17 protein-coding genes and 1 pseudogene are annotated in these 26,164 nt (G+C 71.3%); 9 read left to right on the plus strand and 9 right to left on the minus strand.

Annotated elements, in window-relative coordinates; genetic code table 11:
* Nucleotides 1-102: 102 nt before the first annotated feature.
* The 3 genes from ACWD5D_RS14505 to fae are packed head-to-tail and all read right to left on the minus strand — an operon-like array spanning nucleotide 103 to nucleotide 3,274.
* Nucleotides 103-1,623 (minus strand): aldehyde dehydrogenase, encoded by a 1,521-nt coding sequence (locus tag ACWD5D_RS14505; RefSeq protein ID WP_451373005.1) that lies wholly within the window; start codon nucleotides 1,621-1,623, stop codon nucleotides 103-105.
* The gene (locus ACWD5D_RS14510; protein ID WP_451373006.1) at nucleotides 1,620-2,732 is read right to left on the minus strand and encodes a mandelate racemase/muconate lactonizing enzyme family protein; all 1,113 of its coding nucleotides are present in this window, start codon (nucleotides 2,730-2,732) and stop codon (nucleotides 1,620-1,622) included. The genes ACWD5D_RS14505 and ACWD5D_RS14510 overlap by 4 nt, the downstream gene beginning before the upstream one ends.
* Nucleotides 2,729-3,274, minus strand: a complete 546-nt coding sequence (gene fae, locus ACWD5D_RS14515; protein WP_451373007.1) for a formaldehyde-activating enzyme — start codon at nucleotides 3,272-3,274, stop codon at nucleotides 2,729-2,731. Before fae ends, ACWD5D_RS14510 begins: the two co-directional genes overlap by 4 nt.
* A 236-nt stretch (nucleotides 3,275-3,510) precedes the next feature.
* Here fae and ACWD5D_RS14520 point away from each other — a divergent pair, with 236 nt between their 5' ends.
* The 3 genes from ACWD5D_RS14520 to ACWD5D_RS14530 all read left to right on the plus strand — a co-directional run bounded on the left by ACWD5D_RS14520 (nucleotide 3,511) and on the right by ACWD5D_RS14530 (nucleotide 7,331).
* Complete coding sequence (locus tag ACWD5D_RS14520) at nucleotides 3,511-4,284, plus strand: IclR family transcriptional regulator (RefSeq protein ID WP_451373008.1); 774 nt, start codon at nucleotides 3,511-3,513, stop codon at nucleotides 4,282-4,284.
* A gap of 140 nt (nucleotides 4,285-4,424) precedes the next feature.
* A complete protein-coding gene (locus ACWD5D_RS14525; RefSeq protein WP_451373009.1) occupies nucleotides 4,425-5,903 on the plus strand; it encodes an NAD-dependent succinate-semialdehyde dehydrogenase in 1,479 nt (492 codons plus the stop codon).
* Between the two features lie 63 nt (nucleotides 5,904-5,966).
* Nucleotides 5,967-7,331, plus strand: a complete 1,365-nt coding sequence (locus ACWD5D_RS14530) for an MFS transporter (RefSeq protein ID WP_451373010.1) — start codon at nucleotides 5,967-5,969, stop codon at nucleotides 7,329-7,331.
* A gap of 74 nt (nucleotides 7,332-7,405) precedes the next feature.
* Here the strand turns inward: ACWD5D_RS14530 and ACWD5D_RS14535 are convergent, their stop codons facing one another.
* Nucleotides 7,406-8,395: an aldo/keto reductase gene (locus ACWD5D_RS14535; RefSeq protein ID WP_451373011.1), complete on the minus strand. Its 990-nt coding sequence runs from the start codon at nucleotides 8,393-8,395 to the stop codon at nucleotides 7,406-7,408.
* A 441-nt stretch (nucleotides 8,396-8,836) separates the two neighbouring features.
* Between ACWD5D_RS14535 and ACWD5D_RS14540 the strand changes: the two genes are divergently transcribed.
* Both ACWD5D_RS14540 and ACWD5D_RS14545 read left to right on the plus strand, forming a co-directional pair.
* Complete coding sequence (locus tag ACWD5D_RS14540; RefSeq protein ID WP_451373012.1) at nucleotides 8,837-9,160, plus strand: hypothetical protein; 324 nt, start codon at nucleotides 8,837-8,839, stop codon at nucleotides 9,158-9,160.
* Nucleotides 9,161-9,233: 73 nt separating this feature from the next.
* Nucleotides 9,234-12,608, plus strand: coding sequence for a pyruvate carboxylase (locus ACWD5D_RS14545; protein WP_451373013.1), 3,375 nt, complete (start codon nucleotides 9,234-9,236; stop codon nucleotides 12,606-12,608).
* An 85-nt stretch (nucleotides 12,609-12,693) separates the two neighbouring features.
* On the opposite strand, the gene ACWD5D_RS14550 is transcribed toward ACWD5D_RS14545, so the two are convergent.
* From ACWD5D_RS14550 to ACWD5D_RS14570, 5 genes and pseudogenes are all read right to left on the minus strand, one after another.
* Nucleotides 12,694-13,146, minus strand: a complete 453-nt coding sequence (locus ACWD5D_RS14550; RefSeq protein WP_451373014.1) for a hypothetical protein — start codon at nucleotides 13,144-13,146, stop codon at nucleotides 12,694-12,696.
* Between the two features lie 116 nt (nucleotides 13,147-13,262).
* On the minus strand, nucleotides 13,263-13,757 hold the full coding sequence (locus tag ACWD5D_RS14555; RefSeq protein ID WP_451373015.1) for a hypothetical protein: 495 nt from the start codon (nucleotides 13,755-13,757) through the stop codon (nucleotides 13,263-13,265).
* A gap of 95 nt (nucleotides 13,758-13,852) precedes the next feature.
* Nucleotides 13,853-14,626, minus strand: a complete 774-nt coding sequence (locus tag ACWD5D_RS14560; protein WP_451373016.1) for a polysaccharide lyase family 7 protein — start codon at nucleotides 14,624-14,626, stop codon at nucleotides 13,853-13,855.
* 124 nt (nucleotides 14,627-14,750) lie between these two features.
* A pseudogene (locus ACWD5D_RS14565) lies at nucleotides 14,751-15,851 on the minus strand (chitinase); the annotation flags it as partial.
* Between the two features lie 96 nt (nucleotides 15,852-15,947).
* A complete protein-coding gene (locus ACWD5D_RS14570; RefSeq protein WP_451373017.1) occupies nucleotides 15,948-18,581 on the minus strand; it encodes a TIM-barrel domain-containing protein in 2,634 nt (877 codons plus the stop codon).
* 708 nt (nucleotides 18,582-19,289) lie between these two features.
* Here ACWD5D_RS14570 and ACWD5D_RS14575 point away from each other — a divergent pair.
* The 4 genes from ACWD5D_RS14575 (at nucleotide 19,290) to ACWD5D_RS14590 (ending at nucleotide 26,109) form a co-directional block, all read left to right on the plus strand.
* The gene (locus tag ACWD5D_RS14575; protein WP_451373018.1) at nucleotides 19,290-21,944 is read left to right on the plus strand and encodes a glycosyl hydrolase; all 2,655 of its coding nucleotides are present in this window, start codon (nucleotides 19,290-19,292) and stop codon (nucleotides 21,942-21,944) included.
* 209 nt (nucleotides 21,945-22,153) lie between these two features.
* Nucleotides 22,154-22,855, plus strand: a complete 702-nt coding sequence (locus ACWD5D_RS14580) for an SDR family oxidoreductase (protein ID WP_451373019.1) — start codon at nucleotides 22,154-22,156, stop codon at nucleotides 22,853-22,855.
* 150 nt (nucleotides 22,856-23,005) lie between these two features.
* Nucleotides 23,006-24,181, plus strand: a complete 1,176-nt coding sequence (locus tag ACWD5D_RS14585) for an FAD-dependent oxidoreductase (protein ID WP_451373020.1) — start codon at nucleotides 23,006-23,008, stop codon at nucleotides 24,179-24,181.
* A 113-nt stretch (nucleotides 24,182-24,294) separates the two neighbouring features.
* Entirely contained in the window at nucleotides 24,295-26,109 is a 1,815-nt protein-coding gene (locus ACWD5D_RS14590; protein WP_451373021.1) for an RICIN domain-containing protein, read from the plus strand.
* Nucleotides 26,110-26,164: the final 55 nt, after the last annotated feature.

Below are 26,164 nucleotides of genomic sequence, written 5' to 3' on the forward strand. Positions count from 1 at the left end.
GCGATTCGAAGGGAAGGAAGGGAAGGAAGGGAAGGAGGAAGGGAAGGGGAGGGGAGGGGTGAAAAGAGGTGGTGGCCGGCGGCGCTGCCGAACCGGCGCGGTTCAGGCGAGATTGATCCACGTGGTCTTCAGCGCGGTGTAGGCGTCCAGTGCGTGCAGGGACTTGTCGCGGCCCGCGCCCGTGGCCTTGAAGCCGCCGAAGGGGGTGATGACGTCGCTGGCGTCGAAGGTGTTGATCCAGACGGTGCCGGCCCGCAGCCGCTTCGCGGTGCGGTGGGCCACGGTCACGTCCCGCGTCCAGACCGAGGCGACGAGCCCGAAGTCGCTCTCGTTGGCGAGGCGTACGCCGTCGTCGACGTCCCCGTCGTACGACACCACCGCGAGGACCGGCCCGAAGATCTCCTCCTGCCCGACCGCGGAGGTGTTCGCCACGCCGTCGAGCACGGTCGGCTGCAGGTAGTTGCCGCCGGTCTCCGTGAGCATCCGGTCGCCGCCGAGCAGCACGGTCGCGCCGTCCTGCCTGCCGCGCTCGACGTAGCCGAGGATCTTGGTGAGTTGGGCCTCGTCCACGATCGGGCCCATCACCGTGGCCGGGTCGAGCGGATCGCCCACGCGGAACGTGTCGTCGGTGATCCGGCGTACGGCGGCGAGGAGTTCGTCCTTGACGGACGCGTGCACGACGACCCGCGAGCCCGCGTTGCAGGTCTGGCCCGCGTTGTAGAAGATGCCCCAGGCCACGGCGGAGGCGGCGGCCTTGATGTCGGCGTCCGCCAGGACGAGTTGGGGCGACTTGCCGCCCGCCTCGACCGCCACCTGCTTGCCGTTGGACTCGCCCGCGTACACCTGGAAGAGCCGGGCCACCTCGGCCGAGCCCGTGAAGGCGATCTTGTCGACGTCCGGGTGCCGGCCGAGCGCCTGCCCGGCCACCTCGCCCCGCCCGGGGACGACGTTGAACACGCCGTCCGGCAGCCCCGCCTCGGTGGCGAGCGCCGCCAGCCGCAGCGCGGCGAGCGAGGTCTGCTCGGCGGGCTTGAGCACCACACTGTTGCCGGTGGCGAGCGCCGGGCCCAGCTTCCAACTGGCGATCAGCAGCGCGTAGTTCCAAGGCACGACCGCGCCCACGACACCCAGCGGCTCCCGGGTGATCAGCGCCAGAGCGTCGCCCGGCGTGGGTGCGATCTCGTCGTAGGTCTTGTCGATCGCCTCCGCGTACCAGGCGATGGTCTCGGCGGCCTTGGCGACGTCGACGCGCAGCGACTCGGTGATGGGCTTGCCCATCTCCAGCGTGTCGAGCAGTGCCAGTTCCTCGGCGTTCGCCCGGATCAGCTCCGCCCAGCGCAGCAGGATCCGCTTGCGCTCCTTGGGCGCGAGGTCCCGCCAGCGGCCGTCCTCGAAGGCGGCCCGCGCGGACCGTACGGCGCGGTCGACGTCCTCGGCCGAGGCGGCCTGCACCTCGGCGAGTACCCGGCCGTCGCGCGGCGAGACGCTCGGGAAGGAGTCTCCGGAAGTGGCGTGCGTGAACGCGCCGTCGACGTAGGGCCGGGTCTCGGGGGCGAGCTTGTCGGCCGCCGCCCGCCACTCGTCGTACGAGCGGTTCAGCAACTCCTCGATGGTGTACGTCACTTGACCCTCCAGCGGTCGATCGCGTCCTCGTCCAGCTCGACGCCCAGTCCGGGCCGGTCCGGCACCTCCAGGCAGCCGTCGGAGTCCACCCCGACGGGCTCGGCGAGCATGAAGTCGCGGCGTTCGGGGGTCCAGCCGGGCGGGTCGTAGGGGAACTCGAAGTACGGGCCGCCGCCGACGCCCGCCGACACGTGCAGGTTGGCGAGCACCCCGATGCCGTTCGTCCAGCTGTGCGGGGTGAACTGGCGGTGCTTCAGGTGGGCCAGCTCGGCGAGCGTGCGGGCGCGGTGCATGCCGATCGCGAGGACGACGTCCATCTGGTAGACGTCGAGGGCGTCCTCCTCCAGGAAGCGCAGCAGCTCGGGCACCGAGTGCTGCATCTCGCCGGCCGCGATGCGCACGCCCGGGTTCTCGGCGCGCAGCCGCTTGAAGCCGTCCAGGTCCGCGTACGGCAGCGGCTCCTCCACCCAGAACACGTCCAGTTCGGCGAGCTGGGCGATGATCTTGCGGGTCTTGGCCAGGTCGGAGGCGTTCGCGGTGTCGCCGGCCATCCGCCAGGACTGGTTGAGGTCGACCATGATGTCGAAGTCGTCGCCGAGTTCCCCGCGCACGGCCCGGACCGCCGCGACGCCCTCCTCGACCCGGTCGCGGTCGATGCGGATCTTCAGCGCCCGGAAGCCCGCCTCGCGCACCTTCAGCGCGGTCGCGACCCGCTCCTCGGGAGACTTCAGCTCGCCGCAGGAGGCGTACGCGGGCAGTCTCTTCGCCGCGTTGCCGAAGAGCTCGGAGACCGGGCGGCCGTGCACCTTGCCGATGATGTCCCACAGGGCGGCTTCCAGCGGCCAGTAGGGCGCGCCGTGGAAGCTGGCCGTCTCGATGGCCTTCACGTGCCGGGTGATGTCGAGCGGGTCCTCGCCGACGAACAGGTGCTTGTAGGTGTCGAAGCCGTCCATGAGGTCGCCGGAGCCGATGCCGGTGATCCCCTCGTCGGTGTGCACCCGCACGATCGTGGCGTCGAAGTGGCCGCGCGGCACCGGGTCCCAGGCCGCGCGGAAGGGCGGGTCGAGCTCCAGCCGCAGCCGGTCGAGCGTGATGTCGGTGATCTTCACCGGGCGAGCACCTCCGCGGACGGTGTGTAGAACGGGTTCGTCGGGCCCTCCTTGGCCGCGTCCAGGACGTCGGCCATCGAGGGTGCGCCCGTCACGGCGGCGCGGACGGCGCCGTGTGCCGCGGCGCGCTGGTTGCGGAAGGACGCGTCGAGGTCGTCGACGCCGGGGTTGACCCACACGGCCGCGATGATCAGCAGCTCGTCGGCCTCCTCGGCCGGCAGCAGGCCCTCCGCGACGGCGTCGAGGACGCCCTGCGCCAGACCCGCCTGGGCGCTGCCCCAGGTGGCCCGCTCGTGCAGCTCGCCCTCGGCGGCGGCCTTGGTGACGAACAGTGTCGACGGCTTGACCGGGACCGACGGCCGTACGACCGTCATGAACGGCACATGTCCGGCGCTCGGCGTGGCCAGCGCGGTCGCCCAGGCCGTCTCGACCGGACCGCCCTTGCGGCCGATCACGACGTTGGTGTGTGCGGCGTTCACGCCGTCGCCGACGAACGACTCGCCGATCAGCGCGGTCGCGGCGAATGAATCCGGGGAAGGCATCGAAGCTCCAGGACCTTCGGTGGCGGGGTTCGGCGGGCGAACCAGGACGCGGACGGGGCCGGAGGAGAACGAACCTCGCATTCGGGGTAAGTGCCTCCGGACCGATGCGGCGAATCTAGGTGCGCCACCTGCCGTCGGCAAGGTGCTCCCGGGAATCGAAATGCCGGTTGCTCTGCGGACAACCCAACCCCTGACCTGGGGGTTCTCAACCGGTTGGACGCGCCTAGGATGGCGCCGTGACGGACACCCCCAGCGTGCGCGGGCACGGTCTGCGTCGGGACATCGATCTGCTGGAAGCCCTCGCCTCCGACGAGGCGCAGCGCACCGGCGGCCTCGGCGTGGTCCGGCTCGCCCAGCTCGTCGGCCGCGAGAAGACCCAGATCTCCCGCGCCCTGAAGGCCCTGGCCGACGAGGGGATCGTCGAACGCGACCCGGACACCCTGGAGTACCGCCTGGGCTGGCGGCTGTTCTCGCTGGTCGCCCGCACCTCCGAGAGCCGGCTGGTGCGCGTCGCCGAGCCGGTCATGCACGCGCTCTCGGCGGACCTGGAGGAGACCAGCCACCTCTGCGTCCTGCACGACCGCGAGGTGCTCACCCTGCTGTCCGTCTCCGGGCACTCCTTCCGCGTCCACGGCTGGGAGGGCCGCGGGGTGCCCGCCTGGCGGCTGTCCGCGGGCCGGGTCCTGCTGGCCGACGCCACCCCGGACGAGCTGTACGTCCGCTTCGGCACGGCGGCCGAGATGCCGGTCCACGAGCTGTGGTCGCTGATCCAGGAGGCCAGGCGGCGCGGCTACGCCCGGGTCAGCGAGGAGTTCGAGGCGGATCTGGTCGGCGTGTCCGCGCCGGTACGGGACTTCCGCGGCCGGGTCGTCGCCGCGCTGAACATCTCCGCGCCCAAGGTCCGCCTCGGCGACCGGCTCGACGAGGCCGGCCGGACGACCGCCAGGGCGGCGGCCCGGGTGTCCACCCTGCTCGGCTGGGAACCACGGCCCGTGGCGCCGCCCAGGTGACACCGCTGTGCCCGGTGAGTTGCCCTCACAGCAACCACCGTTGCGATCCGGCTGAGTGGCCTTGTCGGCCGTATGACGCGCTCGTAAATTCACCGCGCATCGGACGGAACCCCGTCCGGGACGGAGGAAAAGAGCAGCTCATGAACCTCGCCGGCATCGACACCCTCGCCAAGGCCCCGCTCGGCGACGGCGACGTGTTCCTCGGCGGCCGCCGGCTACCGGCCGCCGACGGGCGAACGTATCCCGTGTACGACCCGGCCACCGGCGAGCCGGTGCGCCAGGTGTCCGCCGCCGGCGCCGAGGACGCCCGCGCGGCGCTCGACGCCGCCGAGGAGGCGGCGGACGGCTGGCGGGCCACCCCGCCCCGGCGCCGCTCGGAGATCCTGCACGACACCTTCCGGCTGATGCTCCGGCACCGTGAGACGCTCGCCGACCTGATCGTCCTGGAGAACGGCAAGGCCCGCCGGGACGCGCTCGCCGAGGTCGGCTACGCGGCCGAGTTCTTCCGCTGGTTCGCCGAGGAGGCCGTCCGTATCGGCTCCTCCTTCGGCGACGCCCCCGGCGGCGGCTTCCGGCACGTCGTACGCAGGCACCCGGTCGGGGTCACCGCGTTCGTCACGCCGTGGAACTTCCCGGCCGCCATGGCCACCCGAAAGATCGCCCCGGCTCTGGCGGCCGGCTGCCCCGTGCTGCTCAAGCCGGCCCCCGAGACCCCGCTGACCGCGCTCGCGGTCGCCGCCCTGATGGCCGAGGCCGGACTGCCCGACGGCCTGCTGAACGTGCTGCCCACCGACCGCGCCCCCGAGGTCGTCTCCGCCTGGCTCGGCGACGAACGGGTCCGCAAGTTCTCCTTCACCGGCTCCACCGCCACCGGCAAGCTCCTCCTGGAGCAGGCCGCCGCGAACGTCGTCAACGTGACCATGGAACTCGGCGGCAACGCGCCCTTCGTCGTGTGCGCGGACGCCGACGTCGACGCGGCCGTGCGCGGGGCGATGGACGCCAAGATGCGCGGCGGCGGCGAGGTCTGCATCGCCGCCAACCGGTTCTACGTGCACACCGACGTCGCCGCCGAGTTCACCGAGAAGTTCGGTGCCGCCATGGCCGCGGTGCCCGTCGGACCCGGATCGCGGGAAGGTGTCGGGCTCGGCCCGATGATCAACCGCGCCGCCGTCGACAAGATCCGCTCCCTCGTCGACGACGCGCTCGAGCGCGGTGCGCGGATCGCCGCGCAGGGCCCCGTCCCCGACGGACCCGGCTTCTACCACCCCGCGACCGTCCTCACCGACGTCCCCGACGACGCCCGCATCCTGCACGAGGAGGTCTTCGGCCCCGTCGCCCCGCTCACCACCTTCACCGACGAGGAGGAGGTCCTCGCCCGCGCCAACGCCACCGTCCACGGCCTGGCCGCCTACGTCTACTCGCGCGACGTCGCCCGCGGCCTGCGGCTGACCGAACGCCTGGAGGCGGGCATGGTCGGCCTCAACCGGGGCCTGCTGTCCGACCCGGCGGCCCCGTTCGGCGGTGTCAAGCAGTCCGGCCTCGGCCGGGAGGGCGGCCGCGAGGGCATCGAGGCCTTCCTGGAGACGCAGTACGTCGCCCTGGACTGGCCCACCGACTGACCGGCCGCACCCGCCACCATCGTTTCGCCCCCGGATCCGCCCGTCCCCAGACAAGGACCGCTCATGGCAACGACGCCGCCCACGACTGAACACCAGTTCGACACCCCAGAGGTTCCACCGACCCCGGAGCTCCTGCGCGAACGCCGCCGCCTGCACACCAAGCTGAAACTCGCCACCCAGATCGGCGAGGGCATCGACGGCTACATCATCGGCGGCATCGGCATGGCCATGGCCGCCCTCACCACCGACCTGCACCTGTCCACCGTCATGGAGGGCCTGGTCGGTGCCTCGCCGCTGATCGGCATCTTCGTCGGCGGCCCGCTCTTCGGCCGGCTCGCCGACCGGTACGGCAGACGCCCGGTGTTCCTCGCCGACATGCTGATCTTCCTGGTCGGCTCGGTGCTGCAGTTCTTCGTCGCCGACGGGCTCCAGCTCTTCCTCATCCGTCTGGTCATGGGCATCGCGATCGGCGGCGAGTACGCCATCGGCGCCCCGCTGCTGTCCGAGTACGCGCCCCGCAAGGGCCGCGGCCGACTGCTCGCCAGCCTGGAGATCAGCTGGTACGTCGGCTACGCGCTCGCCACCGTCGTCGGAGCCGTCTTCAAGGACGTCCAGGACGGCTGGCGCTGGACACTGGCCAGCAGCGCGGTCATCGCCGTGGTCTGCGTGGCCCTGCGCGGCGGCATCCCCGAGTCGGCGCGCTGGCTGCTGAGCAAGGGGCGCAGGGCCGAGGCGGAGGAACTCATCGCGAAGTACGGCATCGAGGTCGACGTCGCCGCCGAACTCGACGAGACGTCCCAGTCCCAGCAGCCGGGATTCCGGGCCCTGTTCAGCCGACGGCACCTGCGCAGCACGGTCTTCGCGAGCGTGTTCTGGGCGGCGCTGGTACTGCCGTACTTCGCCATCGGCACCTTCTGGACCCAGGTCTTCGACGCCCTGCACATGGGCGACAACGCGGTCGCCGCGCTGCTGGTCTACTCCTTCACCGCCGTCGCCGGCGTCACCGCGGGCTGCCTGGTCGTCGACCGTATCGGCCGCCGCAAGCTGCTGATCCCGCCGTTCTGGATCACGGCCGCCTCGCTGGCCCTGGTCGCGCTGTGGCCGTCGTCCACCCCGGTCATCGTCGGCGGCTTCCTCTTCTTCATCTTCCTCAACGCCGCATCCAGCGCCCTGACCGCCGTCTATCCGCTGGAGGTCTTCCCGACCTCGCTGCGCGCCACAGGCGTCGGTTTCGCCACGGCGATGAGCCGGGTCGGAGCGGCCGTCGGAACCTTCCTGCTGCCGATGGGACTCGACCGCTACGGCGCCCGCTTCGTGCTCCTCGTGGGCGCCGGCGTCCTCGCCATCGGCGCGGTGGTCTCCCAGTTCCTGGCCCCCGAGACCACCGACCTCGACCTCGCCCAGGCGGCCCGCACCGAGGCGCCCTGAGGTGGTGCGGGGAACCGCCGTCGGTCAGCCACGACGAACTCGCGGTAGACCGACGGCGGTTCCACGCACGGTGCTCAGCCGTTGACCGCGCGCATCCCCGCCTCGTCGTACCGCTCGCCCGACACCTCGGGCAACTCCGCGTCGATGCGGGCGAGGTCCTCCTTGGTGAGCTCGATGTCGACCGCGGCCGCGTTCTGCTCAAGGTAGGTGCGGCGCTTGGTACCCGGGATCGGCACCAGGTTCTCGCCCTGCGCCAGCACCCAGGCGATCGCCAGTTGGGCGGGGGTCACGCCCTTCTCGGCGGCGATCTCCTTCACCTTCGCCGCAAGCCGCAGGTTCGCGTCGATGTTGGCGTCGGCGAAACGGGGGCTGCTGCGGCGGTAGTCGTTCTCGTCCAGCTCCTCGGCGGAGGAGAAGCGGCCGGCGAGGAAACCGCGCCCGAGCGGCGAGTAGGGCACGAAGCCGATGCCGAGTTCCCGGCAGGCGGGCAGCACCTCGGCCTCCACGTCCCGCGACCACAGCGAGTACTCGCTCTGCACCGCCGTCACCGGGTGGACGGCGTTCGCGCGCCGGATGGTCTCCGCGCTCGCCTCGCTCAGCCCGATGTACCGCACCTTGCCCTCGGCGACCAGCTCGGCGAGCGCGCCGACCGTCTCCTCGATGGGCACCTTCGGGTCGACCCGGTGCTGGTAGTACAGGTCGATGTGATCGGTGCCGAGGCGCTGCAGCGAGCCGTGGATCGAGCTGCGGACGTGCTCGGCCGAGCCGTCCTGCGGGCCGACCGTGCTCATGTCGCCCGGCACCGCGTCGTCCATCCGGTAGTTGAACTTCGTGGCGATCACGTACTCGTCGCGGTGCCCCCGGATCGCCTCGCCCACCAGGGACTCGTTGGTGAGGGGCCCGTAGAGCTGTGCGGTGTCGAGGAAGTCGACGCCGAGTTCCAGGGCGCGCCGGATGGTCGCGATGCCCTCGTCCTGGTCCGCCGTGCCGTAGAACGCGGACATTCCCATGCAGCCGAGGCCGATGGCCGATACCTGGAGATCCCGCAGACTGCGCTGTCGCATGTCGTGTCCCAGCCTTTCCCGCACTCTCGATGGTCCGTCCCCCCCGCGCACGGAGCCCCTCATCCATCTAGCGACGGATCGCGTGCACCGGCATCCCGTGGCCGCGTCGCACGGCGGCACCGGGGCGGTGCGGGCTGTGTGCGCCGGGGTGTCCACGACGCTACGAGCTGGAGTGCACTCGAAGTCAAACGGCCCGGTCGACGGAGGGCGGCGACGTCTCCGGGGGCGGCCGGGTTGCCTCTTCGGCACCCGATTCTTGTCACGGTGACGCACGGGTGACGGATCTTGACGACCGGCTCCCGGATCGCTGAACTGAGACGGCCGGAAGCGGGGCAAAGGGGGAACGATGCACGTGACGGGGGAACGATGCACGTGACGGGGGAAGAGGAACCGGAGGCGACGGGCCGTCGTCTCTCATGAGCGGCGACGCCCTCCGCCGCCGTGGTCGGCCTGTTCACCTATCTGGCGGTGGTCCGGCGCGCTCCCGTGGTGTTCGCGCTGACCGGTGGATCGATGGTGTGGGAGTCGATCACCGTCCCCGACCTGGCCGGCCGCGAACACCTGATCGACGTGGGCGCGGCGATCGCGCGGGGACTCCTGCACGGCCGCCGCGGGCAGGTGCGAGCCGCCGTACGGTCCCTGCTACCCACCCGGAAGGCCGAGTCCGGGCCGGCGCCCGCACCTCCGCCGGACTTCCCGAAGAAGCCCCAGCAGCCACGTCAATGTGACCCTTTTCGCACTTCGACTCGTGCGGGTGCCCCCTAATGTTGCCGCGACGTACGGCAGGTCATGGCTGACACCATGGTGCTCGTCGCCGGCAGGCTGAAGGGAATCCAGGATGTTCCGCAAGGTGCTGGTCGCCAACCGTGGAGAGATCGCGATCCGCGCGTTCCGGGCGGGCTACGAACTCGGCGCGCGCACAGTCGCCGTGTTCCCGCACGAGGACCGCAACTCACTCCACCGGCTCAAGGCCGACGAGGCGTACGAGATCGGGGAACCCGGGCACCCCGTGCGCGCGTATCTCTCCGTCGAGGAGATCGTGCGCGCCGCCCGCCGCGCCGGAGCGGACGCCGTCTACCCGGGCTACGGCTTCCTGTCCGAGAACCCCGAACTCGCCCGTGCCTGCGAGGAGGCGGGCATCACCTTCGTCGGGCCGAGCGCGGCGACGCTGGAGCTGACCGGCAACAAGGCCCGCGCGGTCGCGGCGGCGCGGGCGGCCGGCGTGCCCGTCCTCGGCTCCTCCGCGCCCTCCACCGACGTCGACGAACTCGTGCGCGCCGCCGACGAGATCGGCTTCCCGGTCTTCGTCAAGGCGGTCGCGGGCGGCGGCGGCCGCGGCATGCGTCGCGTCGAGGACCCCGCGGTGCTGCGCGAGTCCATCGAGGCGGCCTCCCGCGAGGCCGCGTCCGCCTTCGGCGACCCGACCGTCTTCCTGGAGAAGGCCGTCGTGGACCCGCGCCACATCGAGGTGCAGATCCTCGCCGACGGCGCGGGCAACGTCATCCACCTCTACGAGCGGGACTGCTCGCTGCAGCGCCGCCACCAGAAGGTCATCGAGCTGGCGCCCGCGCCCAACCTCGACCCCGGACTGCGGGACCGGATCTGCGCCGACGCCGTCCGCTTCGCCCGTGAGATCGGCTACCGCAACGCGGGCACCGTCGAGTTCCTCCTCGACCGCGACGGCAACCACGTCTTCATCGAGATGAACCCGCGCATCCAGGTCGAGCACACGGTCACCGAAGAGGTCACCGACGTCGACCTCGTCCAGTCCCAGATGCGCATCGCCGCCGGCGAGACCCTCGCCGACCTCGGCCTCTCCCAGGACACCGTCAGGCTGCGCGGCGCCGCCCTCCAGTGCCGTATCACCACCGAGGACCCGGCCAACGGCTTCCGCCCGGACACCGGCCGGATCAGTGCCTACCGCTCGCCCGGCGGCTCCGGCATCCGGCTCGACGGCGGAACCACCCACGCCGGTACGGAGATCAGCGCCCACTTCGACTCGATGCTGGTCAAACTCACCTGCCGGGGACGCGACTTCAAGGCAGCCGTCGGACGCGCCCGGCGCGCCGTGGCCGAGTTCCGCATCCGCGGCGTGGCCACCAACATCCCCTTCCTCCAAGCCGTCCTGGACGACCCCGACTTCCAGGCCGGGCGGGTCACCACCTCCTTCATCGAGGAGCGCCCGCACCTGCTGACCGCGCGCAGCTCCGCCGACCGCGGCACCAAGCTGCTCACCTACCTCGCCGACGTCACCGTCAACAAGCCGCACGGCGAACGCCCGGACCTCCTCGACCCCACCACCAAGCTGCCGCCGCTGCCGGCCGGCGAACCCCCGGCCGGATCCCGCCAGTTGCTGGTCGACCTCGGCCCCGAGGGTTTCGCCCGCCACCTGCGCGAGTCCCCGACGCTCGGCGTCACCGACACCACCTTCCGCGACGCCCACCAGTCCCTGCTCGCCACCCGGGTGCGCACCAAGGACCTCCTCGCCGTCGCCCCGGTCGTCGCCCGCACCCTGCCCGAGCTGCTGTCCCTGGAGTGCTGGGGCGGCGCCACCTACGACGTGGCACTGCGCTTCCTCGCCGAGGACCCCTGGGAGCGGCTGGCCGCCCTGCGCGAGGCCGTGCCCAACATCTGCCTCCAGATGCTGCTGCGCGGCCGCAACACCGTCGGCTACACCCCGTACCCGACCGAGGTGACCGACGCCTTCGTGCAGGAGGCGGCGGCCACCGGCATCGACATCTTCCGCATCTTCGACGCGCTCAACGACGTCGGCCAGATGCGGCCCGCGATCGACGCCGTCCGCGAGAGCGGCACCGCGATCGCCGAGGTCGCCCTCTGCTACACCGCCGACCTGAGCGATCCCCGCGAGCAGCTCTACACCCTCGACTACTACCTGCGCCTCGCCGAGCAGATCGTCGAGGCCGGCGCGCACGTCCTGGCGGTCAAGGACATGGCCGGCCTGCTGCGCGCCCCGGCCGCCGCGAAGCTGGTCTCCGCGCTGCGCCGCGAGTTCGACCTCCCCGTGCACCTGCACACGCACGATACGGCGGGCGGCCAGCTCGCCACCTACCTCGCCGCGATCCAGGCGGGCGCCGACGCGGTGGACGGCGCGGTGGCCTCCATGGCCGGGACGACCTCGCAGCCCTCGCTCTCCGCGCTCGTCGCCGCGACCGACCACTCCGAGCGGCCCACCGGCCTCGACCTCCAGGCCGTCGGCGACCTGGAGCCGTACTGGGAGGGCGTGCGGAAGATCTACGCCCCGTTCGAGGCGGGCCTCGCCTCCCCGACCGGGCGCGTCTACCACCACGAGATCCCCGGCGGCCAGCTGTCCAACCTGCGGACCCAGGCCGTCGCCCTCGGCCTCGGCGACCGCTTCGAGGACATCGAGGCGATGTACGCCGCCGCCGACCGCATCCTGGGCCGCCTGGTCAAGGTCACCCCGTCGTCCAAGGTGGTCGGCGACCTCGCCCTGCACCTGGTCGGCGCCGGTGTGTCCCCGGCGGACTTCGAGGAGACCCCCGACCGGTTCGACATCCCCGACTCGGTCATCGGCTTCCTGCGCGGCGAGCTGGGCACCCCGCCCGGTGGCTGGCCCGAGCCCTTCCGCACCAAGGCCCTCAAGGGCCGCGGCGAGCCCAGGCCGGTCCCCGAGCTGTCCGCCGAGGACCGCGAGGGGCTGTCCAAGGACCCGCGGGCCACCCTCAACCGGCTGCTGTTCCCCGGCCCGACGCGGGAGTTCGACACGCACCGGCAGTCGTTCGGCGACACCAGCGTCCTCGACAGCAAGGCCTTCTTCTACGGTCTGCGCCCGGCCAAGGAGTACGCCGTCGACCTCGAGCCCGGTGTACGTCTGCTGATCGAGCTGCAGGCGGTCGGCGAGGCCGACGAGCGCGGTATGCGCACCGTGATGTCCTCGCTCAACGGCCAGCTGCGGCCCATCCAGGTCCGGGACCGGGCGGCGGCCTCCGACGTGCCGGTGACCGAGAAGGCCGACCGGGCGAACCCGGGGCATGTGCCCGCGCCGTTCGCCGGTGTGGTGACGCTCGCGGTGGCCGAGGGCGACGTGGTGGCGGCCGGGGCGACCGTGGCCACCATCGAGGCGATGAAGATGGAGGCCACGATCACCGCGCCGAAGGCGGGCCGGGTCTCCCGGCTGGCCATCAACCGGATCCAGCAGGTGGAGGGCGGCGACCTGCTGGTGGAGATCGCCTGACACGAGCTGACGCGGTCTGCCGCGGGCTGACGCGCGTGTGTGGGCCGCGACCGGGCGCGTCCGGTCGCGGCCCACACGCGTCAGGTCACAGGCGCCCGGCCGGGTACCGCAGGCGCGCGAGAAGCAGGTTCGGGTCGCACCGGGTGACGGAGGCGGCGCCCGGCACGTGGACGCTCCGGCCGCGGACGGCCACCGAGGCCGCGTTGGACAGCCTGTCCTTCCCGGTGAGCACGACGGTGCGGCTGCCGTCGCGGCGCACCAGGACGACCTGGCCGCTGTGGGCCGGCGCGGCCGGCACGGTCCGGCCGTGGCCGGGGAAGACGAAGTCGTCGATGCCGTCCAGCTTCGTGGCCCGCGTCTCGACCGGGCCGACGGGGTGTCCGGGTTCGCGACGGTCGGCAGGGTCGCGAGGACGCGGGTGGTACCGGCGACGCGTGATGTTCTCGGGCGTCTGCCGCGTGATGTTCTCGGGCGTCTGCCCGCAGGCCAGGTCGAAACTGGAGGCCAGGTCGAAGTGGGCGACGACGTGCGGGGTCACACCGACATGGCGCTGTTCCGGTCTCCGCGGGCGGGAGCCGTGGCCGCGAGGTCGCCCGCGCGGACCACGGCTCGGCGCCGTCCGAGGCGCACCCGGACGAAGCCCGGGCGGACCGCTCAGTCCCAGAGCGGGTAGGTCATGACCTGGGTGAAGCCGTCCGGGCGCGCGCCCGAGTAGGTCAGGCTCATCTGCGTGAAGTGCGTGACGTTCGGGTCCTTCTTCCACGGCTCAGGGCGCTCCAGCCGGACCGTCACCGGGTAGGAGTGGAACTTGCCCGCCGCGCAGTAGGGCTTGCAGTCGTTGACCGCGTTCATCCCCTCGGCGACCGCCGATTGGTCGGTCCACTGCGTCCAGTTCAGCTGCGTGAGGACGCTGTTGCCGTCGCCGCAGGCCAGGATGAAGTCCGTCGGCCGCACGTGGCGCGCCCACGTGCAGTCCACGAGCACCGGCCGGGGTGCGGGCTTGGCCACGGGCGCGGAGGCGGTCGCGGACATGGACGCGGTGGCGGAGGCGGAGCCGCCCGGAGGACTGGCCGAGGCCGTGGTCATCGCGGCCGTGAGCAGAACTCCCGCCGCGAGGGTGACTGCCGTTCCCACCAGTGATCCGCGCATGGCCGCTCCCACTCGTCGTGCTGTGTTCCGACCGAGTGGTCACGACGCTACGACCGTCCGTCCGGATCCACCAGTCGCGCAGGTCACACCGCGTGTCACCCGTGCGAGACGGTCAACTTGTAGAACGCGACCCGGGCCCCGTTCGTGGTGCTGTCGGAGGAGGACTGATTGTACGACCCGGCCTTGAAGTACTGCTTGTACGGATTGAAGGACGACGGGATGTCGTAGCGGGTCGTGGTGCCGTTGACCGTCAGCTCGATGGTGTTTCCGCCGGTCACGGCGATGGTGTAGCTCCACGTGCGGCCGATGGACACATGGCCCACGGTGTGCGGGGTCTGTCCGCCGGACGGCGAGTTCTCGGTGCCGAGCACGATGTCGCCGTTCGCGTGCTGGTACAGCTCCAGCAGCGGCTTGGTGGAGGAACCGCCGGAGCCGAGGTGGATCTGGCCGACGCACACGTTCTTGGTCACCGAGACGACCCGCAGGGTCGCGCTCATCCGGTGCGAGCCGCTCAGCGACCAGTCGGCGGCGCTGCCGTCGCGGTTCATCTCCCTCAACTCGGAGCGGGCGTAGTTGGAGTTGGGCGTGGTCACGCCCTTCTCGGGCGCCCAGAACGTCATCGCGCCGTCGCGCGTGTCGGTGTAGAAGTACGCGTCCTGGTAGCCGTTCGCGCCCTGCAGCCGCGAGGAGGGGATGGTGTTCGGGTGGCCGGGCGAGCCGACGGGCTCCTGGAGCTGCCAGATCGACAGGTCGAAGTTGCCGCCGGGCGCGACATGGGGATCGGCCGCGTCCGCGCTGCCGCCGAGGGCGGTGAGGACGAGGGTGAAACCCGTGGCGGTCGTCACCGCGAGAAGCCGGGAACGGGTCATGTGGGGGGTCCTTCCACTTGAAGGATGCGCTCCCAAGGATGCGTTCAGCGATGTGAACGCTGAACGCATCCTTGTTCGCCGATGACCCGGAAGGTAGAGGCGTGAAGCAGACACGTCAAGAGGGTCAGCAGGCGCCCTCGTCCTGCCACGGACCCCACTCCGCGCCGCTCGGCGCTTCGTTCTGGGTCCACCACTTGGCCTTCCGGTTGTGGTGGTCGTACGAGGCCTCGTCCCCGTTCGTGTACACCGTCGTCGCACTCCAGGGCGTCTTGCAGGACGTGCTCGGCGGAGTCGTGGTCGGCGTCGGGGTGGGGGTCGCAGTGGGAGTGGAGGAGGGCGGGGTGGCGCCCGCGAACCGCACGGAGAACGTGGCGAAGTCCCAGGAGTTCTGGGGCACGCTGGAGCAGGTACCGGATGTGCGGCCGCCGTTGTCGGGCGGAGTGCACTGCCGGTCGCGGTTCAGGGACCAGAACGTGAACCGGTCCATGTGGTGACTGGTCGCGTAGTCCAGCACGGTCTGGAAGTCGCTCTGCCCGAAGTACTCGCCGGTGTCGCTGCGGCCGTTCATCCCGGAGAAGCCCTCATGGGCGTAGGCGGTGGCCTGGTCCCAGCCGAAGGTGGACTGGAGGATCGAGTTGAAGCTGGTCAGCGCGCCGGTCTGGCTCGCCGCGCCGTTGAACCCGCCGTCGAACGGCATGATGGAGAAGTTGTTCGGGGTGAACTCCTGCGACTTGGCCTCCAGCAGCATCTGCTTGCCGAACCAGCCGGTGCCGTCGGCCGTGCCGGCCGTGGTCACGGACACGTACAGGCCGGGGTTGTCCTGTTGGAGGATCTTCGCCGCGCCGATCTCGTTCCTGATCGCGGCGCTGTTCTCGTACTCCGGCTCCTCCAGGTCGAAGTCGATCGCGTGGAGGCCGTACTTGGTGATCACCTGCTGGTACGCCGCCGCCGTGGACGCCGCGTCCGCGCAGGCCTGGCCCAGCTTGGTGCCGCCGTAGCCGCCGATGGAGACGGAGACGTCACCGCCCTTGGCGCGGATGGTGCTGATCACCGACTGCACGGCGGTGTCCGAGGAGACGGGCGCGGTGCCGCCCCAGGTCGGTGAGCAGCCGCCGCCGTCGGGGGCGAGGACGAAGGCCAGTTGGAAGGCCTTCAGTCCGGTGGCGTCCATGATGGCGGCCGCGTCCGGCGGGTCGTTGTCCAGTGGCATCAGGTAGGGGGCGGCCCCAGCCTCCGACGGCTGTCACGCTCACGTCAATAGATTGGTCTAGTCCAAAGGCTTCTTTGGACTAGACCAAACGATTTCTTTACCCGGGAGCCCCTACGTGAGGCGCACCGTGAAGCCGCGGTCGAGCGGGAGACTCGGCGTGCTGATCGTCGTCACACGGGTGTCCGCGTCGTACGACCAGGCGGAGTCCGGGAGTTGACGCCCGTCCAGGAGGACGTCCGCCGGTGCGGAGTCCCCGTGCACCGTGAACCGGTACGACCGCGCGTCCACCTTGCCCGCGTAGGCACCCTTGCTCGCCCCGACCGAGACGGTCGTCCCCCGCGGGTCCGTGTGCACGGACACCCGCTGGGTCGCGACCGCGCCCTTGGTGAAGTCACGCGTCACGCCGTCGTCCTCGTAGAGCGTGTAGTGGCCCGTGCCGTGGGCCGAGGGGTACAGGTCCCAGTCCAGCTCGTGCCGGTCACGGCTCTGCCAACTCGTCGTTCCCTCGGGCCACATGGGCACGATCGCACCCTCGCGCACGAACAGCGGGAGCGTGTCCAGCGGTGCGTGGTACCCGTTCAGGGTGGTGGGGCCCTGGTAGGTGCGGCCCGTCCAGTAGTCGGTCCAGGTGCCCTTCGGCAGGTAGATGCCGTCGCGGGTGTCCGAGTCCTGGTAGACGGGCGCCACGAGGAAGTCCCGGCCGGACAGGAACTCGTACTTCGCCTGCGCGCCCAGGGTGTTCGGGTCGTCCGGGTACTCCAGCCACAGCGGACGCACCGCGCCCACACCCGTCCTCGCCGCCTGCGCCGACAGCGTGTACATGTACGGCAGCAGCCGCTCCTTCAGCTGAAGGTACTTGCGGTTGATGGAGGTGTACGGCTCCCCGTCCAGCCAGGGCTGCTGGTCGGCGGGCTTCTTGGCGGTGATGTCGCTCGCCCAGCCGTCCATGGTCATGATGGCCGGCAGGAACGCCTTCCACTGCAGGTCACGGGCGTACATCTTCGCGTCGTGCCGGTAGATGCTGCCCACGTCACCGGTGTTGTACGCGATGCCCGACATCGTCGCCCCGGCGTACGTCGGGATCTGCCAGCGGATGTAGTCCCAGGACAGCTTCTGGTCGCCGCTCCACAGCACCCCGCAGCGCTGGGCGCCCGCCCAGGACACCGGAAGCCACACGAAGCCGCGCGCGTCGCTGTTGTCCTCGATCCCCTTCTTCGCCGCGTCGCACGCGTCCAGCGCGAACTTGTAGCCGTTGCCCACCCAGGCCACGTCCAGCTTCGCCACCCGCTGGCCCGCCTTGACCTGGTCGGCGAGCTTGTCGATGCCGTTCTGCGTCCACAGGCCGAGCTGCGCGTCGTGGTCCTGCAGGCCCTTGGCGGTCTGCTCCAGGTTCTCGTACCCGCAGCCGTAGCCGTCGTTGACCAGCATCCAGCCGAGCGGCATCTGGTGCTCGGTGTAGCCGTCGGCGATCTTCAGCGCGTCCAGGGTGTGCCGCTCGCCCCGGTTGGCGTTGTGCAGGTAGCAGTCGGAGTCGCCGGGTTCGAGGCCGTACACCGGAGGCATGAACGGCTTGCCGACCAACGCCGTGTACTTGCCGATCACCTGCTTGGCGTCGCCGAGGAAGTAGTAGGCGTCCAGGCGCCGTTCCTGCTGACCCGTGGTGACCGGCGCGCCGAAGGTGTACACGCCGGGCGCGAAGGTGTTGCGGAAGACGCCGTAGCCCGCGCTGGAGAGGTAGAACGGCTGGGAGTTGTTGTAGCCGCCCTCGTTCCAGTCGAAGCTGTTGGCCACGTACATGGTCTGCCCGCGGTGCGAGAAGCTGCCGTTCTGCTCGCCGCCGCCGAAGAACTGTTCGTCCGCAGCCCGCTCCAGACTCTGCCGCATCCCGCCCGTGGACCAGCGCAGCGGCTTGTCCTCCTGCCAGATCCGGGTGCGGTTGTCGGCCTTGTACAGCCCGAAGCGGAGCGGCTTCTTGTACACGCGCAGGACGGCCTCGGGGGACCGGATGCCGTAGTAGTCGCCCGCGTCGAAGGACGAGGTGTGCCGCTGGAGCGCCGGCCGCTCGCGCACGATCGCCGTGCCGGCCGGATCGCTCAGCGAGCCCGACGGGTCGGCCTGGAGCCGCAGTCGGCCGCCTTCCAGGAAGTCGGCGCGGGCCTTGAGGCCGCCCGCCTCGACGGTGTAGCTGCCGTCGCCGCCCGAGAAGGACGTGAGGTCACCGGCGTCCGTGGTCGAGGGCAGGTACGCGGTGCCGGTGAAGGAGTTGTCGTGCACGTCGTACGGCACGACCACGACGTGGTACGTCCCCGACGCCCGCGGTATCACCGTGGCCTCGGGGTCGGCGGTGCCGGCGCTGGACGCCACCTGCTTGCCGTGGTCGTCGTAGACGTACATGTCGAAGTCGTCGGACGGGTGCTCCCACGCGATGGACAGCGGGACGCCGCCCTCGGGGTTGTCGTCCCAGTAGCCGTCGGGCACCGAGACGGTCAGGTCGAAGCGGTCGCAGACCTTGTTCTCGGGGTCGTCGGCGGCGGCGGGACAGCTCTCGGTGCCGCCGCCGGTGCCCTTGGCGTAGACCGGGCTCTGCCAGCTGACGCTCGCGTGACCGGGGTCGAGCACGCCGCCGGTCGCTGTGGCGGCGGCAGCGGTGGGCGCCGGAGCGGCGAGCACGGTCCCGGCCAGGACGGTCGCCAACCCCAGCGGAACCCAGGCCGGCCACGGCACACGATGTCGGATTCTTCGCACGGCGGAACAGCTCCTCTCGCACCCTTGCGGACTGACTGTTCTTGCTGTGTGTGCTCGTAAGCGCTCGAAATGAGCGTCAATCGAGCAACTTCACGCACGAAGCCTGGGGGTTGACGCAGGGTCATGTCAATAGCGCGGCTGGGCGCGGGGAAGGTGCGTCTCCGTCGGGCGGAGGGGTGGGGGACGGGTGCGTGGTGCTGGGTGGCGCCACTTGGCGCCATGTGCCGGTCGCGTGGCGCCATCTGGTGCCAATCTGTGCCGCCGGAAGGGTGCGGGTGGGTGTGGCGTCACGTCTACTCAGATCGCCCTGCTCGCATTTCACCAGACGGGAGGGGCGCTCATGGATTTGTGCCAGGCGTGGCGCCGCCCGGCCTTCCGTGTTGAGAGCCCGTTCCCCCCTCTCGGCCGAGTCCCGCCCCCGTCGGGGGAGACCGATCGCCCGCGCGGCCTGCGCAACACCGTCCTTGCCCACCCCCGGCTGCGCGAGCCGGCCGACCGGCTGCTGAGGACGCCGGGGGAGATGCGGCCCCCCGGCGGCGCGGCCTCGTCCGTGGCGGTAAGTCTTCCTCGGAAGCGGGTGGTTGACGGGCAGAACCTGTCCATGGTGGCAGGTTCTCGTCAAAGGTTTCACCAAGCGGCGGACGCGCCCGGCGTCCCGTGATCGGGTCTCCTGCGTCGGCAGAGTCGATGCCCCTCGGGAGGTCCCTGGTGTCCGTGCCAACCCGCAGAAGACGGTGGTTCACCGTCTGCGCACTCACCGCGTCCGCCGCGCTGGTCGCGATACCCCCGTCCGCCGCCTCCGGCCGCGGCGACGTCAGCCCCTTCGGTGTCCGCGCGCTCGGCCAGCTCGCCAAGGAACGCGAGCAGCCGGCGGCCACCATGACGCCGAATCTGAAGGCGGAGGACGACGGCGGAGGCGAGGCGGACGAGATCGCGGAGGGCGCGGACCAGTTCGCCGAGGCCCGCACCTCACCCGGCGTCGTCGCGCCGGGCGCGTACGGCGCCGCCTGGCGCGATCTGCAGAAACTCCCGTCCACGGACGGCGATTGGCGCCACGTCACCGGACTGCCGTACAACTCCGACGACGGGCGCTACCGCGACATCGACTCCAACTCCAGCGGCGGCTCCGGCAACGTCACCGGCCGTATGGCCGCGATCGCGGCCGACGACGACGGCTACGTGTACGCGGGCAGCGCCGGCGGCGGAGTGTGGCGCTCGCACACCGGGGGCGGCCGCTGGCAGCCCATCAGCGACCGGCTGCCCGCCCAGTCCACCGGCGCCCTCGCCGTCGACGGATCGGGCCGGTTGTGGCTCGGCACCGGCGAGGCCACCACCAACGCCGACGCCTACCTCGGCAGTGGCGTCTACGTCCTCGCCGACCCGCACCAGGGCACGTTCTCCCCGCGCCGGCGGATCGGCGGCGACGAGCTGGACAGCACCACCGTCCACGAACTGCGCTTCGGTGGCGACCGGGTGTGGGCCGCCACCAGCAAGGGTGTGTGGAGCCACTCCACGAAGCGGCTGAGCGGCGCCTGGACCCTGGAGTACGCGCCCAACCCCGAGTACCTGCCCGGGGGTTCGAAGGCGGGCGACCCGAGCGCGCCGTACAAGAACATCGCGAACGACATCGCCATCGACCCCAAGGACCCGTCCAAGGTGGTCCTCGCCGTCGGCTGGCGCAGCGGCGACGACTACAACGGCTTCTTCACCAAGGTCCGCGGCGCCTGGACGCGGATCACCAGCGGCCTCGGCGATCTGCCTGCCGACCCCGACGGTGTCGGCAACGTCACCTTCGCCCGCTCCGCCGACGGCTCCCGCTACTACGCCATCGACCAGTCCCCGGAAGAGCTCAACACCAACCCGGACAGCGGCCTCGAAGGCATCTTCGTCTCCAAGTCCGGCTCGCCCACCGGCCCCTGGACCCGGATGGCCGACTACAAGGGCCTGGCCGCCGACAACTCGGCGCTGACCTCGCCCGGTTACATGCCCGGCGTCCAGGCCTGGTACAACCAGTTCCTCACCGTCGACCCGAGCGACCCGCAGCACGTGTACGCCGGACTCGAAGAGGTCTACGAGACCAAGGACGGCGGCGGCACCTGGTCCACCGTCGGTCCGTACTGGAACTTCGGCTTCTCCTGCTGGAGCATCGACCCGGCCGAGCAGACCGGTGACTGCAACCCGACCACCCACTCCGACCAGCACGGCGTCGCCATCGGCCGGTACCACGGCAAGAGCTGGGTCTACGTGGGCAACGACGGCGGCATCTACAAGCGCCCGGTCGCCGGCGCCCAGGACACCGACGGCCATGCCACCGACTGGACCTCCCTCAACGACGGCACGATCGACACCCTCCAGTACTACTCCGTGGGCATCGGCAAGGACCTCGACCACGGCGGCGTCACCGTCACCGGCGGCCTCCAGGACAACGGCCAGTCCGTCCTGCGCAGCGACGACAAGGTGATGGGCTCCAACTTCGGCGGCGACGGCGGCGACACGCTCACCGACCCCGCCAACGGCTGCGACATCGCCGAGGAGTACGTCTACCTCGCCATCCAGGTCACCCAGAACTGCGCGCTGAACGACGGCAGTTGGATCACCGACCCGAGCAAGGCCACGTCGTACGGCGTCGCCCCGGCCGACAACGCCACCGGCGAGGCCCGCTTCATCGCCCCGCTCGCCGCCGACCAGAAGAACGCCGCGACCTGGATCGCCGGCGGCCGCCACATCTGGGTGCAGACCCACGGGTACGCCATCCGCAGCGGCTCCGAGTGGACGAGCGTCCACGACTTCGGCCCCGGACGCGTCGCGACCGCCGTCGCGGCCTCGGGCGGGAAGGTCTACGCCGCCTGGTGCGGGCCGTGCAACAACCAGGGCTTCGCCCGTGGCATCGCCGTGGGCAACGCGGACGGCACCGGCTGGCACGACATCGCCCTCCCCGTGGACGCAGCCGTGCCCAACCGCTACCTGAGCGGCTTCGCCGTCGACCCGAAGAACGCCGACCACGTGTTCCTCACGGTCAACGGCTTCTCCCGGCACTGGACCGAGGGCCCCGGCGCGGGCGTCGGCCACGTCTTCGAATCCACCGACGGCGGCACCACCTGGAAGGACATCTCGGCGAACCTGCCCGACGTGCCCACCGACTCCGCGCTGGTCACGGCGGACGGCGGCCTCGCCGTCGCCACCGACCTCGGCGTCGTCCACCGCGCCCCGGGCCGTACGACCTGGCAGCGCGTCGGCGACCTCCCGGCCGTCGCCGTGCTCCAGCTCAAGACCGGCCCCGACGGCCGCACCCTGTACGCGGCCACCCACGGCCGCGGCATCTACGCGATCAAGCTGCGCGACCTCGACCGAGCGCCCCGCTGACGCGCTGAACGTCCCGCGGGCGCGCTGAGCGCCGCGCGGGCGCACAGAACGGGTGACCCCGGTACCCCCAGGGTCACCCGTTCTGCGTGTACGGCGCCGGCACGCCACGGATGTCCGCACGAAGGGGCTCCCAGCCCCCGCCTTGAGCGAAGAAACCGATCGGTTTACGATGAGGGAAACCGATCGGTTTCATGTGTCTGGAGGCTGCTGTGACCGCACTGAAGAACTCCGTCGTCCTCGTCACCGGCGGTAGCCGGGGCATCGGAAAGGCCCTGGTGGAGGAGTTGCACGCGCGGGGAGCCGGGAAGGTGTACGCCACCGCCCGCGACCCGCGCACGATCACCCACCCCGACGTCGTCGCGCTGCCCCTGGAGGTCACCGACCCCGCCTCCGTCGCGGCTCTCGCCGAGCAGGCGCCCGACGTGACCGTGCTGATCAACAACGCCGGCATCGCCGTCGGCGCCCGGGTCCTCACCTCCCCGCTCGACGACATCCGCCGCGAGTTCGAGGTCAACTACTACGGCCCGCTGCTCCTCACCCGCGCCTTCGTGCCGGTCATCGAGCGCAACGGCGGCGGCCACATCCTGAACGTCCACTCCGCCCTGTCCTGGCGCGCCGACGGCAGCAGCTACAGCTCCACCAAGGCCGCCCTGTGGTCGCAGACCAACAGCCTGCGCCTGGAGCTCCAGCCCCGGGGCATCCAGGTGACCGGCCTGCACATGGCGTACGTCGACACCGACATGACGGCCGGCATCGACGCCCCGAAGGCGGACGCCCACGACATCGCCGTGGCCGGGCTCGACGGCATCGAGTCCGGGGCGTACGAGGTGCTCGGCGACGACACCACCCGCTGGGTGAAGTCGGTGCTCTCGCAGGATCCCGCGGCGATGTACCAGCAGCTCGCCGAGTAGACCCGGGAACGGCCGGGGCCGAGGTCCCCCGCGTGCTTGCCCGGCCCCCCGGACGCGACCGAATGTGGTGCCTCGGTTTGCCCGCCCCGCCCTCCATGGCGTACCTGTGCCTTCGACCGAGACGGCGGAACGCGACGGTGGGGTGGACCGATGGCACGCATCCTGGTGATCGGCGGCGGCATCGCGGGCACGGCGACCGCGCTGGGCCTGCACAGGGCCGGACACGACGTCGCGGTCTTCGAGGCGCACCCCGACACCGCCGAGGACCTCGGGGCCTTCCTGACCCTGGCGAGCAACGGCATGCGGGCCCTGGCCCAGCTCGACGCCGCGGACGCCGTCACGGCCGTCGGTTTTCCGCTGACTTCGCTGCGCCTGATGGACAGCCAGGGCACCGAGGTCGCGCGGGCACCGCTCGCCGGCGCGGACGTACCCTCCCTGCGCTACCGCTGTCTGCGCCGCGGCGAGCTGAACGCGGCTCTCCAGGCCGAGGTGGTCCGGCGCGGCGTGCCACTGCACCACGGCGCCCGCCTGACGTCCGTGGACGAGAGCCCCGACGCCGTCACCGCGGTCTTCTCCGACGGCAGCACGGTCACCGGGGACCTGCTGATCGGCGCGGACGGCCTGAACTCGGCCGTGCGCCGGCTCGTCGTCGCACCCGACGCGCAACCCCGGTACGCGGGCCAGCGCGTCTTCTACGGCTACACGGACGGCGACCCCGCGGGCGAGGGTACCGGCGCCATCACCATGGTCCGCGGCACCGAGGCCGCCTTCGGGTACGCGGTCTCCCCGGCGGGGGAGACGTACTGGTTCGCCCGTGTCAGCGGCGACCCGCTGCCTGTGGACCGTTTGGACCAGGGCACCGCAAAGGGGCGGCGCGCCGAACTGCTCCCGCTCCTCGGCAAGGACGCCACGCCCGCCGCGGACATCGTCGCCGCCTGCGCCGCGGACATCATGGTCACCAACGCCACCGAGCTGCCGCTCGGCACCCCCTGGCACACGGGCCGTGTCCTCGTCGTCGGCGACGCGGCCCACGCGGCCTCACCGGCGACCGGACAGGGCGCGTCGATGGCTCTCGAAGACGCAGTCGTCCTCGCCAAGGCCCTGCGCGACATCCCCGATCCGCGCACCGCGTTCGCCGTCCACGAACACCACCGCCGCCCGCGCGTCGAGCACAACATCACCGTCAGCGGCGGCATCTCCCGCGGCACCCACACCCCCTCACGCGCCCGTTCCGGCGCTCCCGACGCCCTGAGCGCGGACGACGCGCTGATCCGTCGACTGGACTGGGAGACGCCGCTCGACGAGACCTTCGGCCCGGGGGTCTGAGCGGCGCGCTGCCGCGAAAGTGCAAGAGGGCGAGCATGGGAGTCCATTGCCGCGGCGGCCGCCCGGCCCGGATCGTTCCGGTGCAACCGGCCCTTCGGCAACAAGGAGCACTCGTGCGACTCTTGAGCAGAGCGGGCGGCGCCGTGACCACGGTCGTCGCCCTGGTCCTGGGCGGCGGCACGGCGGTCCCGGCGTCCGCCGCCTCCCCCGACGCCGACGCGACGTACAGCGTGACCGTGGGGACACCGGTACCGTTCGACAACCCCACGGACACCCCCGCCACGCCCTACCTCGACCGCGACGGCACGTTCCACTACCAGCAGTCCGCCGCGCTCTACGGCGCGAACGACCCGCGCACCTGGGACTTCTACACCGGCAGGAACTTCGACACCGCCACCTTCGACAAGAAGCTGAGCCGGGCGGTGAACCCCGCCAACAGCGCCGACCGCAACGACGACACCACCTGGCGGTGCAACAACAGCCCCACCGGCCGTGAGGCGACGTACGCCCCGGCCGGCTCGCACTACGCGCAGAAGAACTACTGCGACCTGTCCGGCGTGTGGGTCGACCCCGACACCGGCGACTGGTACGGCCTGGTCCACAACGAGTTCACCCCGCAGCCCTTCGGCGACGGCCTCCACTACGACGCCATCGACTACGCCGTCTCCACCGACCGGGGCCGCACCTGGACCGTCGAGGACCACGTCATCACGTCCCCGTACAGCACGAAGCGCGGGGACACGACGGCCTTCCCGAACCAGACGTACTCCTACGGCGACGGCGACCAGCGCCTCTTCGTGGACACCGCCTCCGGCTACTTCTACGCCTATTACGGCTCCCGGATCGTGGACAAGAAGGGCGGCTGGAAGGCCTTCTACGAGCACGTGGCCCGCGCCCCGATCTCCGCGAAGATGGCGCCCGGCTCCTGGAGCAAGTGGTACGACGGCTCCTGGTCCCAGCCCGGCACCGGCGGCCGGGAGAGCAACATCGTGCCCGTCGACACCGGCCACCCCACCGGCTACACGCCCGTCGACGCCGAGTACGACCCCGCGAACACAGGCACCTCCGCCGAGCAGATCGCGGCCGGCAAAATGCCCCCGACCTCCCCGCTGTTCGTCATGAACATCGCCTACGACGCCTACCTCGGCCTGTACATCGGCGAACCACAGGCCGTCGACCAGAGCGGTGACTCGCCGCAGTACTTCTACGCCACCGACGATCTGGCCTCCCAGAAGTGGCACCTCATCGGCGACACCGGTGCCTACACGAACGCCTCCTGGTACCGCTGGTTCCTCGACAGCGCCAACCGCACCGGCTCCGCGATCGTCGGCAAGTCGTTCCGCTCCTACTGCGCCTTCGGCTGCCACCACGACGCCTACGGCGAGTACGTCGACGTCACGATCGACCCAGCGGAGCACGCCGCGTCGCCGGTCGAGACCGGCCGCCGCTACCGCGTCGCTGCGGGCACCGGAAGGGTCCTCGCCCAGACCTCCGGCGGCCCGGCGACGACCTCCGTCGCCGATTCCACCGGCTCCCTCCGCGAGTCCTGGGTCTTCACGCCCACCGGTGACGGCGCCTTCACCCTCGCCAATGCCGAGACCGGGCGCCTGCTGGGCGTCGACTCCGCCTCCACCGCCGGCCGCGCCTGGGGCGCCAGGCCGACCGCCACAGCGGCACCGGCCGGTGGACCGACCGTCGGCCAGCAGTGGTTCCTGATCCCGAACACCGGCGACGAGCACACCTACCGTCTCGTCAACCGCTACAGCGGCCTGGTCCTCGCCCTGTCCGGGACCTCCACCCGCCGGGTCGAGACCACAGCGCCCCGCAACTGGACCGATTCCAGCGGCAGTTCGGTCGGCGGCGGACGTACCGCCGGCGAGCAGACCCTGTCCCTGACACCCGAGGGTCCCTCCCCGCGCGGGAAGTAGCCGTACCACCCGGGCGTCCGGTCCCCGCGGACCGGACGCCCGAATTCCGTACCTG

Source organism: Streptomyces sp. NPDC002520, assembly GCF_053595235.1.

Excerpts from the sequence above, each read along its gene's own strand:
- ACWD5D_RS14545 (WP_451373013.1), top strand. The coding sequence starts at position 9,234 with ATGTTCCGCAAGGTGCTGGTCGCCAACCGTGGAGAGATCGCGATCCGC.
- ACWD5D_RS14535 (WP_451373011.1), bottom strand. The coding sequence starts at position 8,395 with ATGCGACAGCGCAGTCTGCGGGATCTCCAGGTATCGGCCATCGGCCTC.
- ACWD5D_RS14585 (WP_451373020.1), top strand. The coding sequence starts at position 23,006 with ATGGCACGCATCCTGGTGATCGGCGGCGGCATCGCGGGCACGGCGACC.
- fae (WP_451373007.1), bottom strand. The coding sequence starts at position 3,274 with ATGCCTTCCCCGGATTCATTCGCCGCGACCGCGCTGATCGGCGAGTCG.
- ACWD5D_RS14525 (WP_451373009.1), top strand. The coding sequence starts at position 4,425 with ATGAACCTCGCCGGCATCGACACCCTCGCCAAGGCCCCGCTCGGCGAC.
- ACWD5D_RS14530 (WP_451373010.1), top strand. The coding sequence starts at position 5,967 with ATGGCAACGACGCCGCCCACGACTGAACACCAGTTCGACACCCCAGAG.
- ACWD5D_RS14555 (WP_451373015.1), bottom strand. The coding sequence starts at position 13,757 with ATGCGCGGATCACTGGTGGGAACGGCAGTCACCCTCGCGGCGGGAGTT.
- ACWD5D_RS14560 (WP_451373016.1), bottom strand. The coding sequence starts at position 14,626 with ATGACCCGTTCCCGGCTTCTCGCGGTGACGACCGCCACGGGTTTCACC.